The organism is Sphingomonas hengshuiensis, from assembly GCF_000935025.1.
Classification (GTDB): domain Bacteria; phylum Pseudomonadota; class Alphaproteobacteria; order Sphingomonadales; family Sphingomonadaceae; genus Sphingomonas; species Sphingomonas hengshuiensis.
The window spans coordinates 2209016-2223881 of sequence record NZ_CP010836.1 but is presented as its reverse complement, the minus strand read 5'-3'; the positions used below and the strand labels follow the sequence as shown (position 1 = coordinate 2223881).

14 protein-coding genes are annotated in these 14866 nt (G+C 66.7%); 1 reads left to right on the top strand and 13 read right to left on the bottom strand.

What is annotated here, in order from left to right; translation table 11 throughout:
• Positions 1-2: 2 nt before the first annotated feature.
• A complete protein-coding gene (locus tag TS85_RS09820; RefSeq protein WP_044331904.1) occupies positions 3-1397 on the bottom strand; it encodes a leucyl aminopeptidase family protein in 1395 nt (464 codons plus the stop codon).
• A gap of 380 nt (positions 1398-1777) precedes the next feature.
• Here TS85_RS09820 and TS85_RS09815 point away from each other — a divergent pair, with 380 nt between their 5' ends.
• On the top strand, positions 1778-4162 hold the full coding sequence (locus tag TS85_RS09815; protein ID WP_044336123.1) for a membrane-bound PQQ-dependent dehydrogenase, glucose/quinate/shikimate family: 2385 nt from the start codon (positions 1778-1780) through the stop codon (positions 4160-4162).
• Positions 4163-4180: 18 nt separating this feature from the next.
• Here TS85_RS09815 and TS85_RS09810 read toward each other — a convergent pair whose 3' ends face one another.
• The 12 genes from TS85_RS09810 to serS form a co-directional block, all read right to left on the bottom strand.
• Complete coding sequence (locus TS85_RS09810; protein ID WP_044331903.1) at positions 4181-4471, bottom strand: type II toxin-antitoxin system RelE/ParE family toxin; 291 nt, start codon at positions 4469-4471, stop codon at positions 4181-4183.
• On the bottom strand, positions 4464-4709 hold the full coding sequence (locus TS85_RS09805) for a type II toxin-antitoxin system ParD family antitoxin (RefSeq protein ID WP_044336122.1): 246 nt from the start codon (positions 4707-4709) through the stop codon (positions 4464-4466). Before TS85_RS09805 ends, TS85_RS09810 begins: the two co-directional genes overlap by 8 nt.
• Before the next feature lie 74 nt (positions 4710-4783).
• Positions 4784-5698 (bottom strand): hypothetical protein, encoded by a 915-nt coding sequence (locus TS85_RS09800; protein ID WP_044331902.1) that lies wholly within the window; start codon positions 5696-5698, stop codon positions 4784-4786.
• Positions 5695-7098: a serine hydrolase domain-containing protein gene (locus TS85_RS09795; protein ID WP_044331901.1), complete on the bottom strand. Its 1404-nt coding sequence runs from the start codon at positions 7096-7098 to the stop codon at positions 5695-5697. Before TS85_RS09795 ends, TS85_RS09800 begins: the two co-directional genes overlap by 4 nt.
• A gap of 152 nt (positions 7099-7250) precedes the next feature.
• On the bottom strand, positions 7251-8252 hold the full coding sequence (locus tag TS85_RS24610; RefSeq protein WP_077228505.1) for an IS30 family transposase: 1002 nt from the start codon (positions 8250-8252) through the stop codon (positions 7251-7253).
• A gap of 163 nt (positions 8253-8415) precedes the next feature.
• Complete coding sequence (locus tag TS85_RS09785) at positions 8416-8769, bottom strand: DUF6481 family protein (protein ID WP_044331899.1); 354 nt, start codon at positions 8767-8769, stop codon at positions 8416-8418.
• A gap of 6 nt (positions 8770-8775) precedes the next feature.
• Positions 8776-10113 carry a 30S ribosomal protein S12 methylthiotransferase RimO gene (rimO, locus tag TS85_RS09780; protein WP_044331898.1) on the bottom strand — a complete coding sequence of 446 codons (1338 nt, stop codon included), beginning with the start codon at positions 10111-10113 and terminating at the stop codon, positions 8776-8778.
• 40 nt (positions 10114-10153) lie between these two features.
• Entirely contained in the window at positions 10154-10513 is a 360-nt protein-coding gene (locus tag TS85_RS09775) for a DMT family protein (RefSeq protein ID WP_044331897.1), read from the bottom strand.
• A gap of 167 nt (positions 10514-10680) precedes the next feature.
• On the bottom strand, positions 10681-11691 hold the full coding sequence (locus tag TS85_RS09770) for a potassium channel family protein (RefSeq protein WP_044331896.1): 1011 nt from the start codon (positions 11689-11691) through the stop codon (positions 10681-10683).
• Positions 11691-12794 (bottom strand): peptidoglycan DD-metalloendopeptidase family protein, encoded by a 1104-nt coding sequence (locus TS85_RS09765; protein WP_044331894.1) that lies wholly within the window; start codon positions 12792-12794, stop codon positions 11691-11693. Before TS85_RS09765 ends, TS85_RS09770 begins: the two co-directional genes overlap by 1 nt.
• 3 nt (positions 12795-12797) lie before the next feature.
• Entirely contained in the window at positions 12798-13562 is a 765-nt protein-coding gene (gene surE, locus TS85_RS09760) for a 5'/3'-nucleotidase SurE (protein WP_044331893.1), read from the bottom strand.
• Positions 13562-14836, bottom strand: coding sequence for a serine--tRNA ligase (gene serS, locus TS85_RS09755; protein ID WP_044331892.1), 1275 nt, complete (start codon positions 14834-14836; stop codon positions 13562-13564). Before serS ends, surE begins: the two co-directional genes overlap by 1 nt.
• Positions 14837-14866 lie beyond the last annotated feature (30 nt).

Here is a 14866-nt window from a genome sequence, read left to right as displayed (position 1 = left end):
GCTTATCCGCCGTAGCGGTCCTTGAGCACTTTCCACGTCGCGCGCAGGCTGACTGCCTCGGCACCCTTGGGACGGCCCGGCTTCGCGCTGCCGTTCCAGCAGAAAATGTCGAAATGCGCCCATTGCGCCTTGTCCGGCACGAATTCCTTGAGGAACAAAGCGGCGGTGATCGCCCCGCCGAACGGGCCCTCGGCGGCGTTGACCATGTCCGCCACGTCGGACTTTAGCAGATCCTTGTACGGATCGTAGAGCGGCATCCGCCACATCGGGTCGTTCTCGGTCTCGGCAGCGTTCATCAGCTCCGACGCGAGCGTATCGTCATTGGCGAACACCGCCTGGAGATCGGCGCCCAGCGCGACGCGGGCGGCGCCGGTCAGCGTCGCGAAGTCGAACACCAGCTCGGGATTGGCCTCCGCCGCCTTGGTCAGCGCGTCCGCCAGGATCAGCCGCCCTTCGGCATCGGTATTGCTGTTCTCGACGCTGAGCCCCTTGCGCGAAATCATCACGTCGCCGGGGCGCGTCGCCTCGCCATTGATCGAGTTTTCCACGGCGGGGACCAGCATGTGCAGCCGCACCGGCAGGCGGTTCTGCATCACCAGCTCGGCGAGTGCCAGCGCGTGCGCGGCGCCGCCCATGTCCTTCTTCATCAGCCGCATCCCCGATGCCGGCTTGATGTCGAGCCCGCCGGTATCGAAGCACACGCCCTTGCCGATGATCGCGACGCGCGGGTGATCGGGGTTGCCCCATTCGATTTCGATCAGCCGTGGCTCGCGACCCTTGCCCGCAGCCTTGCCGACTGCCCAGAGCAGGCCATAGCCCTTCTCGACCTCCGGCCCCTTCACGACGCTGAGCGTCGCGCCATAGGCCTTGGCCAGGTCGGTCGCCGCCTCTTCCAGGTCGGCGGGGCCCATGTCGTTGGCGCCGATATTGATCCGGTCGCGCAGCTTGAACGCGACGCCGGCCATGCGCAGCGCCTCGTCCATCTTCGCCGGATCGCCGGTCAGGAGGATGCGCGGGCCCTGCGCCTTGCCGTCCTTCTTCTTGTAGCGATCGAACTTATACTGCGCGGTCAGCCAGCCATACAGCGCCTTGCCGGGCTCGGTGCCCTCGACGCGATAGGTGCCCTCGGGCAGCGTCTCGGCGAGCTTGGCGAGGCACCAGATTCCCAGCTTGTCGGCCTTGGCGACGACGGTGACGACCGACCAATCCTCCGGCCCGTCACCGGGGAGGATCGCGTTGGAATAGCCGGTGGGCGACAGCTTCTGCGCCACGGCGGCGGCGCGATGGCGGGGCGGCTGGGCCCCCAGCCATTCGTCATAGCCCTTGGCATCGATGATGTGGATGGTGCGCGCGGGCTGGCCGCGGTCGGGCTGAATCAGCGAGGAGAGATCGGACATGGCCACAACCTAGGGCGGCGGGCGGCCAACGGCTAGTCCCCCCTGCCGCAGGGAAATCGCATTTGGCAGAAACCGAGCCATCCTGACGAAAGTCAGGATCCATTCGGTGCTAGGTAGCGGCTCTTAGGTCGAGCGGAGTGGCTGAATGGGTCCCAGCCTTCGCTGGGATGACCGCATCTATGGCTGCCCGATGTCATATTCGACTGCCCTGCCCCCTGCCGGGGTGGGGGCGGCGAACATGAATTTTCGTTCATGTGGGAACCCCGACTGTTGCCGGCTTGTTGCCCGATTACCCAGCATCGGAAGGCCAGCCCGTGACCGATTATCGCGCCGATTCCAGCTTTGACGGGGCGCCCATCGCCCCTCCTGCCGCCGAGCCCATGAGCCCGCGACGGCGGTGGGGAAGCTGGGCATCGATCGCGGTCGGCGCGCTGGTGGGGGCGATCGGGCTGGTGCTGCTGCTCGGCGGCGCGTGGCTGGCGGTGCTCGGCGGGTCGATCTATTACCTGGTAACCGGCGCGGCGATGATCGCTGCGGGGGTGCTGTTGATCCGCGGGCAGACCGTAGGCGGGTGGCTATACGTTGCAATCGTCGTCGCGAGCGTTGCCTGGGCATGGTGGGAAGTCGGCGCCAATGCCTGGGCGCAGGTGCCGCGCGTGATCGCGCCGGTCGTGCTGCTGTTCGCCGTGCTGCTGGCATTGCCGACGCTCAGCGCGCGGCATAATCGCTGGCGGATGGCGTTTTCGGGCGTGGCGCTGGCGCTAGTGCTGACCATCGCCAATTTCTGGGCGGCGGCGGCGAGCGGACCCAATCCGATCCTGGGCGCGCTGCCCGCGGCGGGGACGGGCGGGATGGCCGACCCCTCGGGGCAGCAGGTCGGCGCGGACTGGCCCTCCTATGGCGGCACCGGCGCCGCGCGGCGCTATTCGGCGCTGGCGCAGATCAACCCGGACAATGTCGGCAAGCTGCAACGGGCATGGGGCATCCACACCGGCGACATGCCCTCGACCGCCGCCAAGGGCACCTATGGCGCGGAGACTACCCCGCTCAAGATCGGGGACAGCCTCTATCTCTGCACCCCCAAGAACATCCTGATCGCGCTCGATCCCGCCACCGGCGCGCAACGCTGGCGCTTCGATCCCAAGGTGCCGGATACCGCGATCCCCTATACCGCCGCCTGTCGCGGCGTCGTCTATTACGCCAAGCCGGGGATCATGCCCGACCAGCCCTGTGCGACTCGGATCATCGAGGGGACGCTCGACGCCCGGCTGATCGCAGTCGACGCGCGCACCGGCAAGCCCTGCGCCGATTTCGGCACCAATGGGCAGATGGATACCAAGATCGGGATGGGCAGCACCCCCGACGGCTATGTCTCGATCACCTCGCCGCCGACGCTGGTGCGCGGCGTGCTCGTTGTCGGGCACCAGATCCTCGACGGACAGGATCGCTGGGCGCCGTCGGGTGTCATCCAGGGGTTCGACGTGGTGACCGGCCAGCTCCGCTGGGGCTGGGACATGATGCACCCCGAATGGAACGGCTATCCGCCGGCGGGGCAGCAATGGTCGCGCGGCACGCCGAACATGTGGACGATGGCGTCGGGCGACGAGCAGCTCGGGCTGGTCTATCTGCCGATGGGCAATGCCTCCGCCGATTATTATTCAAGCCTGCGCCGCCCGGAGGAGCACCAGTTCGCAACCTCGCTCGTTGCGCTCGACGTGACCACGGGCAAGCCGCGCTGGCGGTTCCAGGCGGTGCGCCACGACGTGTGGGACTATGATTTCGGCGCGGAGGCGACGCTGGTCGACTATCAGGGCGTGCCGGCGATCGTGCTGCCGTCGAAACAGGGCGACATCTACATCCTCGATCGCCGCACCGGCCAGCCGCTGACTCCGGTGGGCGAGGTTCGCGCCCCGCAGATCGGCGTCGAGCCGCAGCAGCGCGCGGCGACCCAGCCGGTGTCGCTATGGCATACGCTGCGCAAGCCCGAGCTGACCGAGCGTGACATGTGGGGCATGTCGCCAATCGACCAGATGGTGTGCCGCATCCAGTTCCGCCGTGCGAGCTACAAGGGGTTCTACACCCCGCCCGAGGCCGACCGGCATTCGGTGCAATATCCCGGCTATAATGGCGGGACCGACTGGGGCGGCGTCGCCGTCGATCCGCAGCGCGGGGTGATCGTCGCCAATTACAACGACATGCCCAATTACGTCCGGCTGGTCCCGCGCGCCGAGGCCAATCGGCGCGGCTGGGCGCCGCGCGACCAGGCGCGCGGCGAAATCGGCGGCGCGGAAGGCGCGGGCGATCCGCAGGCCAACACCCCCTATGCAGTCAACGTCAACGCCGGCTGGCGGCTGCCCTTTACGGGGATGCTGTGCAAGCAGCCGCCCTATGGCGGGATCCGCGCGATCGACATGGCGACGGGCAAGACGATCTGGGACCGCCCGCTGGGCGAGGCGCGCACCAACGGGCCGTTCGGCATCCCCTCGATGCTGCCGATCACGATCGGGACGCCCAATAATGGCGGGTCGGTGGTCACCGCGGGCGGGCTGATCTTCATTGCCGCCGCGACCGACAACCTGATCCGCGCGATCGACCTGCGCACCGGCAAGACGCTGTGGAAGGACGTGCTGCCCGGTGGCGGGCAGGCGACGCCGATGACCTATGAGATCAACGGCAAGCAATATCTGGTCATCATGGCCGGCGGGCACCATTTCATGGAGACGCCGGTGAGCGACGAACTCATCGCCTATGCATTGCCGGAGTAGAGGAGAGGGTACGCCTGCTCACAGGTGACGGGCCGTATCCATGCGCTGATGGAGGATTCGAATGATGGCGATGCCATGGCTCGCCAGCCGAAAATAGAGGACGTGCTGCTCTACAGTCCGCCGGCGATAGCCAGGGCGGATGTGCGTGCAGTCCTGCGCGCGATGCGGCGCTTCGGCAAGATCGGCGCAGGCGGCTTCAATCAGATCGATGTAGCGCATGGCCTGGGGCAATCCCCATTGCGCCCTGGTATAATCGAATACCGATTCGAGATCGCGCTGTGCCTTCGGACTGAGCCGATATTCAGCCATTTTGCGCGGATTTTCGCCGCTTGAACGCCGCGAAGTCGAAGCGCTCGGGCTCGCCGCTCTGCTCGCCCGCGATCAACGCATGGCGCAGGCTCTCAATCTCGAAACTCCGCTCCTGCTCGCGCCGGATAAGGTCGCGGATCGCCTCGCTGTCGTTGGTATAGTGGCCGGCGTCGATCTGCGCGGCGATCCACGCATCCTGCTGCTCGGTCAGCGTGATCGTCTTGCGTACCGTCGCCATGCCGAACCCCATCGCATCATATTATTGGTGCAATTTAGCGCATTCCGCAGGGTCGACAAGGCCGACCGCGTCCGTCACCGAGCCGCCTTCACTTCCGGAGCACACAGCGCGATCGCGCGGTCGATCATCCACAGCAGCCGGTCGCGCGCGCCCGCCAGTGCCGCCGGTTCCAGCCCACGCTCCTGCGTCTCGAAATTGAGATAGCGCAGCCCGTGGAGCACGGCGTAGTTGGACGCCGAGCCGTCGCTGGTCAGCACGCGTTCCTGCACCACGTTGAAATCGGCGCCGACCATCTGGTCGCGGCAATAGGCGTCGCTCGGGGTGCCCTTTGCGAGGAAGGTGGCGAAGGCGACGGTGTCGTCGTCGTCGAACGGATAGGCGCGCGATTGCGACGCGCTGGGGATCAGCGTGTCGTCGCAGAAGCGGATCGAGATCACACCATTGGTCTTGGGATCGTCGCGGTTGCACTTCGAATCGGTCGGGTCGAAGCCGGGCGAATTGGTGTGGAGCGCGATCACCGGACCCGGCCCCCGATAATTCGCCAGCACCGCGCGGGCATAGCCGGGCAGGGCGCTGTCGAAATTGCGGTTGGGGTCGATCGGCGGGCCGTACTCGACGGCGCGATTGAAGCGGATGCCGTCGTCGCCGGGCGACACTCCCGAATCGACGGCGACGATCACGCCGCCATAGCGCCGCACCGCGACCAGCGCCGCCTCGAACCCTGCATTCTCATTGTCGTGTGGCACGAACCATAGCGGGCCGGAGCGCGCGCGGTTGGCGATCCGCCACATCCGCCAATGGCCGCGCTCCTCGGTGAAGCTGATGCGGTCGACGCGCAGCCCCTTCCACTCGGCGGGGTCGCGGTGGCGGGCGAAATCATCGTCCTGCACGGTCAGCGGGTCGACGCGCTCGATCCGCGGCGTATCGGGCGCGCTCGCCCCCGCCAGCGCGAGCCACAGCGCCGATGCAGCCAGCAACGGGCGCATCATTCGCCGGGCATCACGATGAACTGCTCGAACTTTCCAGCAGCGCCGGGCTCGGCATAGGTGATCGCGATCAGCCGCCGGTCGGCGAAATTGATCGCATAGTTGCGGTTGACGAACCCGCCGCGCAGACGCGGGCCGCCGAGCGGCACGATCGACACCGGCGCGCCGAGCGCGGTCAGGCTGTCGCGATAGTCGCCGGTCGTGGTCGCATCGAAATAATAATTGGCGTTCGCGGTCAGCATCGCGCGATCCAGCGTCCCGCTGCGGAGCTGGTCGTAGAGCGTGCGGGCCAGCGCGTCGCGGACCTGGTTGAGGTTCTGGGCAGGGGCTGCTGCTGCGACCGGGAAGAACAGGTTGGTCACGCCGTCGGTAATCGCGTCCTGCGCCCCGCCGAAATCGGCGTTGACCAGCGCGACGACCGCGAAGCGCTTCTCGGGCAGGACGACGTTCGACGAGAGGAACCCGACTGCCTCGCCGCCATGCGACACTTCGGGGGTGCCGCCATGCTCGCCAAGCGATACCCCCAGCCCGTAGCGCGTCGATCCGCCGCCGGTCAGCGACACCACGGTCTCCTGTTCTTTCCAATCCTCGGGCGTCAGCACGCTGCGCTCGATCCGCGCAATGTCCCATTTCGCGAGGTCGCTCGCGGTCATCGCCAGCTCGCCCGCCGCCCATAGCCAGCCATGCGCGGCGGGCTTGGCGGGGCGCACCGGGCCGAGCGCGAAGCGGTGCGTGGGCAGCGGATAGCCCTTGCCGATTGCCAAATCCTGATCGACCGGCTTCATCCCCAATGGCTTGAAGACGCGGGCGTTGAGGTAATCGAGCAGCGGCATCCCCGACGCCTTTTCCGCGATCATCCCCGCAACGACATAGCCGGTATTGCTATATTGCCACGCCGTGCCGGGCTCGAAATCGAGCGGCTTCTTGCCCCAGCGATCGACGATCTCCTGCGGCGTCACCGGCTTTTCCATCGCGGCGAAACTGTAATCCTGCGGCCAGTAATCCTGGAGGCCCGCCGTGTGGCTGAGCAGTTGGCGGATGCTCACCTTGTCGGCACCCGATATGTCGGGGAAGAATTTGGCGACCTTGTCGTCGAGGCGCAGCTTGCCCTCATCCTCGAGCAGCAGCAGCGCGGCGGCGGTGAACTGCTTGGAGATCGACGCGATCGGGTATTTGGCGTCGGTGCTGGGCCCCTTGGCGATGCCCGGCCCCTGATCGCCATAGGCCTTGGCATAGACGATCCTGCCGTCGCGGACGATCGCGATCGAGGCGCTGGGGACCTGCGTCGATTGCAGCGCCCTGGCGACGATTGCGTCGACCTGCGCGGTTTCCTGCGGGGTCAGCTGTTGCGCCGCCGCCGGGGTGGCGGCGAGCAGGAATGCGGCGAGCGCGGTGCGGAACATGGAGCCTCCGGGAGAGTCGAGGCGCGACCATAGGCACCGCAGCGCGCGGCGTCACCCGGAGGTTAGGCGTTGGTTATACCCTGCGCAAAAGCAAAGTGAGCCGCGATCGTCGCCCCCAAGCTCGTCATCCCAGCGCAGGCTGGGATGTGGACTCACGGTTGAAGTGCACCGGTTGAGATTTTGGAGAATGCCTCGGCGGGTGTGAGGAAGCCAAGGCATTTTCTGGGGATGTTGTTGAGCCGGTCGGCACAGGCACGGAGTTGTCTGTGGCTGACGGTGTCGAGGTCGGTTTTGCGAGGCAGGCTTCGGCGCAGTCGGCCGATGGTGTTTTCGACACCGCCCTTTTGCCATGGGGCTCGGACATCGCAGAAGAAGGTCTGGATGCCGAGGCTGTCGTGAAGGCGGTGATGTTCGGCGAACTCGGTGCCGTTGTCGAAGCTGATGGTCCTGCGCAGATCCTGGGGGATATGGCGCAGTCTGCGTGTGATCCGGCGTGCGGTCAGCTCGGCTCTGCGGTGGGGTGGCTTGTCGAGGATGGTGTAGCGTGTGTGGCGCTCGTGCAGGACGAGGACATTGTGCCCATATCGGGCGAACAGCATATAGTCGGCTTCCCAATGGCCCGGCTGTGCGCGATCCCGGGCTTCGAGGGGGCGTTCGCCGATCGGCCTGCGCTGTTTGATGAAGCTGGCCGGGCTTCCGCCCTGGCGGCCATAGCGGCCGCGCCTTGCCTTGCAGCGGGGCAGAAGGCGGTGCCAATAGTCCTTCTGGGCCGAGCGATGATAGACGTATCGATAGATTGACTCGTGGCTGACCATGGTGCGACCGTGCTCAAGCGCCAGTCGGCCGGCGATCTGTTCGGGAGAGCATCCCATCGCAAGGCCGTTCTTCACGATATCTCGCAGGTCCGGCTGGCGCGCCAGCTTGAAACGGCAGTCCCATCGTCGTCGTCTGATCGCGAGCCTATGGGCACGCCCGGGCGCATAGCCGCCGGGCCAGACCTTGGTCGGCTTGCTATTGCGCCTGAGTTCCCGACCGACCGTCGTGTGATCACGCCCGATCGCGGTGGCAATCTGTCGGCAAGATATACCGCCTTCATGAAGGCGGTATATCTCGATCCGCTCGTCGAGGCTGAGTTGCCTGTAATGTCGTCCCATCGCGCAATCACCTTAGCAGGTGGTGCACTTGTTCCGTGAGTCCGGGGGATCCATTCTCGCCACCCATGAGGCATAAGCACCAACGGAGAGGCGAATGGATCCTGACTTTCGTCAGGATGACGGTCCATTGTGCGGTCGCTGCCGCACTAAGGGCGCGAACCGCTTACTTACGCGCCTTGCGCGCGGCGTAGCGGGCGTCGCGCAGTGCCTTCAGCTCGGCGGAGGTCGGCGGCGCCTTTGCCTTGCGCTCGGCGGCCAGGCGTTCCTTCTCGGCCTCTTCCTCGGCGATCTTGTCGAGCTTGGCCTGCTCGATCGCGGCCTTCTCGGCTTCGATCGCGGCGCGCTTGGCTTCGCGCTTGGCCTCTTCCTCGGCTTCGCGCTGGAGGCGCGCGGCCTTGCGCTCGGCCAGCTCGGCTTCGTCGAGCTTGGGCTTGGCGCGCAGCTTTTCGAGCGCGGCCTTCTTTGCCGCCGAGGCGCTGGCGACGCGATCCTGGAATGTCGGGATTTTATAACTCATGGAATCTCACATTTGCGCGGGAAGGGGAACGCCGAACAGATCATGCTCGTCGGCGTCTTCGATTTCCACCCGGACGATATCGCCCTGGCGGAGGTGGCTGGCGTCGCGCAGGAACACCTCGCCATCGATTTCGGGTGCATCGGCCTGGCTGCGGCCCGTCGCGCCTTCGTCACCGACTTCGTCGATGAGCACTTCGAGCGTGCGGCCGATCTTTGCCTGGAGCTTGGCGGCGGAGATCGCGGCGGTGCGCTCCATCACGCGGGCATAGCGCTCTTCCTTGACCGCCTCGGGTACCTGGCCCTCAAAGTCATTCGCCTGCGCGCCCTCGACGGGCTCGAAGCGGAAGGCGCCGACGCGGTCGAGCTGGGCCTCGTCGAGCCAGTCTAGCAGATACTGGAAATCCTCCTCGGTCTCGCCGGGAAAGCCGACGACGAACGAGCTGCGGATCGTGATGTCCGGGCAAATCTCACGCCACGCCGCCAGCCGTTCGAGCACCTTGGCTTCGTTGGCGGGGCGCTTCATCGCGCGGAGCACACGCGGGGAGGCGTGCTGGAACGGAATGTCGAGATAGGGGAGCACCAGCCCCTCGGCCATCAGCGGGATGACCTGGTCGACATGGGGGTAGGGGTAGACATAATGGAGCCGGACCCAGGGCGCGATCTTGCCGAGTTCGCGGGCAAGGTCGGTCATGTGGGGAATGACTTCCTGCCCCTTCCACATCCGCGGCTGCTTGCGGATGTCGATGCCATAGGCGGAGGTGTCCTGGCTGATGACCAGCAGCTCCTTGGTCCCCGCCTCGACCAGCTTCTCGGCCTCGCGCAGGATCGCGTCGGGGCGGCGCGAGACAAGGTCGCCGCGAATCGACGGGATGATGCAAAAGGCGCAGCGATGGTTGCAGCCCTCCGAGATCTTCAGATAGCTGTAATGGCGCGGCGTGAGCTTCAGCCCGCTGTCGGGCACGAGGTTGAGGAACGCGCTGGGCGGCATCGGTGCCGCTTCGTGGACCGCGCCGACGACTTCCTCATATTGATGCGCACCGGTCACGGCGAGGACGTTGGGGAAGCGCGCGCGGATCACCTCCGCCTCCTTGCCCATGCATCCGGTGACGATGACGCGGCCATTCTCGGCGATCGCCTCGCCGATCGCCTCGAGCGATTCTTCCTTCGCGCTGTCGAGGAATCCGCAGGTGTTGACGAGCACGACATCGGCCCCGGCATAGTCGGGCGACATCGCATAGCCGTCGCTACGCAGCTTTGTCAGGATACGCTCGCTGTCGACCAGGTTCTTGGGACAGCCGAGCGACACCATGCCCACGCGGGGCGCCTCGGGGAGTTTGGTTGCCATGATTGGCGCCGCACATAGGGATTTCTGAGGAAATTGCCAGTCAGACCGCAGGGGTGCGGAACAGGAACCATGCCCCCGCTGCGATCAGCGCGAAGCCGATCAGGTGGTTCACGGTGATCTTCTGCCCCAGATACAGCACCGAAAAGCCCGCAAATACGGTCAGCGTGATGACTTCCTGCATCCCCTTGAGCTGGGCTGCGGAATACACCCCGCTGCCGATCCGGTTGGCGGGCACGGCCAGGCAATATTCGAAGAACGCGATTCCCCAGCTCACCAGGATCACGATCAGCAGCGGCGTGTGCTTGAACTTGAGGTGCCCGTACCAGGCGAAGGTCATGAAGACGTTCGACGCGATCAGCATCAGCACGGGGAGGAGGCGGGCAAGGAGGGCGCTGCTCATGTCGCGCCTCAACGCCTACGTCGGCGCCGCGTCAAGATTCGTTTTCAGCGTCGCTGAGCGGCACCGGCCCGCTCCCCCACCCGGCCACCCAACGGCAGTGTATTCTATGGGTGGCCGGGTGGGGGAGCGGGCCGGTGCCGCCCTGTTTCAGTGAAGCTGAAACAGACTCACGAACGCGTGACGATCTCCACGATTCCGTCCCCCGCTTGCAGCGCCTGCGCCTCGGGCTCGGCGAAGCTGTACGGCTTTCCGTCTCGATAGACGCGCAGCCCCAGCCCGGTGTCGAGCGCCGACAGCGGCTTGCCCACTTCGTGCGGCGCGACGGTGCGCTCGGCCAGCGCGACTCGGCCATGGATCGAGGCGAGGTCCAGCAGATAATCGGCGATGTGCGGCCCGGTACACGAACTCGCGAGCAGCAGCCCGGCAAAGCTTACCGGGTTGATCACCGTGGTCGCCCCCGCCGCGCGCGCGGGCAGTTCGTTATCCTCCGCGCGCACGATCACGCTGATCGGCAGATTCGGGGCGAGGTGGCGCGCGGTCAGCGTGATCAGGATCGAGGTGTCGTCGCGCCCCGCCGCCACGATCATCGCCTCCGCCCGCTCGATCCGCACATCGGCGAGCACCGCGTCGCGCGTCGCATCGCCCAGCAGCACCGTGCAGCCACAGGCATGCGCCCGCGCGATCGAATCCGCGTCGGCGTCGATCACCACGAACTTCGCCGGATCGGTGCCGCGCGCGACCAGCTCGTCGACCGCCTCCGACCCGGTCTTGCCGAATCCCGCCACGATGATGTGGCCGGTCAGGTTGCGCTGAATCGCTGCCATCCGCCATTTTTCCCAGGTTCGCTTGAGCACGAAATTATACGCCGTGCCGATGAACAGCAGCACCACGAAGATGCGGATCGGCGTGACGACCAGCGCGTCGAACATCCGCGCGCTGGTCGTCACCGGCACGATGTCGCCATAGCCGGTGGTGGTGATCGAAATCGACGTGAAATAGATGATGTCGAGGAAGCTGACATGCCCGTCGGCCATGTCCTTCAACCCGTCACGCTCCAGCCAGTGCACGCCGATCGCCAGCGCGAGCAGCGCCAGCACCGCCCCGACTCGCCAGCCGATCGCCAGCCACACCGGCATGCCCGATTTGCGCTTGAGCGTTGCCGGGGGCAGCACCGGCATCAGCGCGGCGGCAGGCGGGGGACCGGATCGACGGGGGTACGGCCCTCGCGAAGCTCGAAATGGAGCTCCGGACGGTCCGCAAATCCCGAATTGCCTGAAAGCGCGATCATCTGACCCTTCTTAACCGCTTGTCCGCGCTGGACAAGCAGCTGGCTGGCATGGCCGTACACGCTGGTCCAGCCGGCCCCGTGCTTCAGGATCACCAGCCCGCCCAGCGCCGGGACGTCGCTGCCGACATAGGCGACGACGCCGTCCGCTGCGGCGAGGACCGGCGTGTCGAGCGGGACCGCGATCTTGATCCCGTCGCTCCGCTCGCCGCTGGCGCCCGGACCGAAGCGCTTGATCAGGTTGCCGCGCGCGGGCCACGCGAATTGCCCGGTCAGCCGCACCGGCGCCTTCACCGCCGCGGTCGGCGGCAGCACGCGCGCCGAAGAGGCGGTCGGCGCCGTGGGCTGCGTGTTGCGCGCGAGGGCGGGTTCGCCGCCGGTCAGGATATCGTCGATGTCGATATGGAAGCGCGCGGCGCGCTGCTCGCGCGTTTCTGGCCCCGTGTCGGGGATCAGCAGCCGCTGCCCCATGCGCAGGACATAGGGCTCCTCCAGTGCGTTCGCGGTGATCACCCGCGACCAGGACACGCCATAGGCGCGCGCGATCGCGATCCCCGTGTCGCCGGCGCGGACCTGATGATAGAGCCCGCCGGGGATCAGCAGCCGCTGGCCGGGACGGAGCATATAGGGCGGACGGATGCCATTGGCGCGTGCGATCGCCTCCGATCCCGCGCCGGTCTTGACCGCGATGCCGCGCAGCGAATCGTCGCGCTGGACGACATAGCTGCTCGCCGCCACCCGCCGCGCGTCGGGGACGACGGTGCGGGCTTCCCAGGCGGGCGGGGGCGCGGGCAACGCGCGGATGTCCTGGTCGATCGATCGCCGCTCGAACGCCGGCTGCTCCTGCTGCGAAGCGCGCGGCTGTGCACGCGGATCGGGTGCTGGGCGGTCATAGACTTCGCCCCGATACCCCGTACTCGGAATACAGCCGGACAGCATCGCCCCCAGCACCAGCGCCGCTCCTAACCGGCGGCGACCCTCCCCAATCTCACTCATCCATTAACTATAAACGCCAACCAGTCTCTCGAGCGAGTCTCTATGCGTGAGGTCTAAATGCAACGGAGTGACTGTGACGAAGCCGTTTTCTATTGCCTCGAGGTCGGTGTCGGGCAGCGGCACCATCGGCAAACGTCCCATTGCGAGCCAGTAATAGGTGAATCCGCGCGGGTCGACGCGCTTGTCCATCGCGACCCGGCCATAGTCGCGAAGCCCCTGCGCGACCGGCTTGATTCCCTGCACCGCGTCCGCCGCCACAGGGGGAAAGTTGATATTTACGAGGGTTCGGGGCGCCCATTCCATGTCGAGCAGCGGGAGCAGCGCGCGCGCCCCCCAGGCCTCGGCGGTGTCGAACGGGACCTGGTCGCCCATGCCGGTCGACTCGTAACGCTGGCTCAGCGCGACCGACCGGATTCCGGCGAGCGCGCCTTCCATCGCCGCCGAAACTGTCCCGGAATAGCTCACATCCTCTGCAAGATTTCCGCCGCGATTGACCCCCGACAGGATCAGATCGGGCTTCGCATCGGCCATAACCTCGGCCAAAGCGAACATCACACAGTCTGTCGGGGTGCCGCGAACCGCATAGCGGTTCTCGGCATGGCGGCGCACGCGGAACGGCTCGGTCAGCGTCAGCGAGCGGCCCTTGCCCGATTGTTCCTCGGCGGGCGCAACCACGGTGATGTCGTCGGAGATCGTCCGCGCGATCCGCTCCAGCACCGCCAGCCCGCGGGCGTGATAGCCATCGTCATTGGTGAGCAGGATGCGCATCAGCCGCGTGCCTCCAGCAGTTCGAGCCCGCCCAGATAGGGCCGCAGCACCTCGGGCACCGCGACCGAACCACCGGCCTGCTGGTAATTCTCCAGCACCGCGACGAGCGTGCGACCCACGGCGAGCCCCGATCCGTTGAGCGTGTGGACGAAGCGCGTGCCCTTCTCGCCCTCGGGCCGGTAGCGCGTGTTCATCCGCCGCGCCTGGAAATCGGTGCAGGTCGAACAGCTCGAAATCTCGCGATAGCGGTCCTGTCCGGGCAGCCACACTTCAAGGTCATAGGTGCGCGCCGCCGTGAACCCCATGTCGCCGGTGCACAGCTTCATCCGGCGGAAGGGCAGGCCGAGCGTGTCGAGGATACCCTCGGCGCACAACGTCATCCGCTCATGCTCGGCCTCGGAGGCGTCGGGGGTGACGATCGACACCATCTCGACCTTCTCGAACTGATGCTGGCGGATATAGCCGCGCGTGTCGCGCCCCGCCGCGCCCGCCTCCGAGCGGAAACAGGCGGTGAGCGCGGCGAAGCGCAGCGGCAGTTCCTGCTGGCTGAGGATCTTGCCCGCGACGATGTTGGTCAGGCTGACTTCGGCGGTGGGGATCAGCCAGCGGCCATCGGTGGTCCGGAACAGGTCTTCGGCGAATTTGGGCAGCTGCCCGGTGCCGAACAGCGCCTCGTCGCGCACCAGCAGCGGCGGCACGACTTCCTCATAGCCATGCTCGCCGGTGAGCGTGTCGAGCATGAACTGCCCCAGCGCGCGGTGCAGCCGTGCCGCCGCCCCGCGAACCACCGTAAAGCGCGCACCGGACATCGCGGCGCCGGTCTCGAAATCGAGCCCCAGTGCGGGGCCGATCGCATCATGCTCCTTCGGTGGGAAGTCGAAGGCGCGCGGCGTGCCGTGGCTGTCGACCAGCGCATTGTCGTCCTCGTCGCGACCAAAGGGCACGTCGGACAACGGCAAATTGGGGATCGTCGCGAGCACGCCGTTCAGCTGCTCGCCCACTGCCTTTTCCTCGGCGTCGATCTGCGGCATCCGCTCCTTGAGCGCGGCGACTTCGGCCATCAGGTCGGTGGGGTCGTCGCGCCGCGCCTTCGCCGCGCCGATCGCCTTCGACGCTTCGTTGCGGCGCGCCTGCACCGTCTGCGCCTCGGTGATCAGCGCGCGGCGGCGCTCGTCGAGCGCCAGCAGGTCGGCAGAGAGCGGTGCGAGCCCACGGCGCGCCAAAGCGCGGTCGAAAGCCTCGGGATCATCCCGGATGGAGCGGATGTCATGCATGGCGCGAGGCTATGGCGGGGGCGTGAGGGC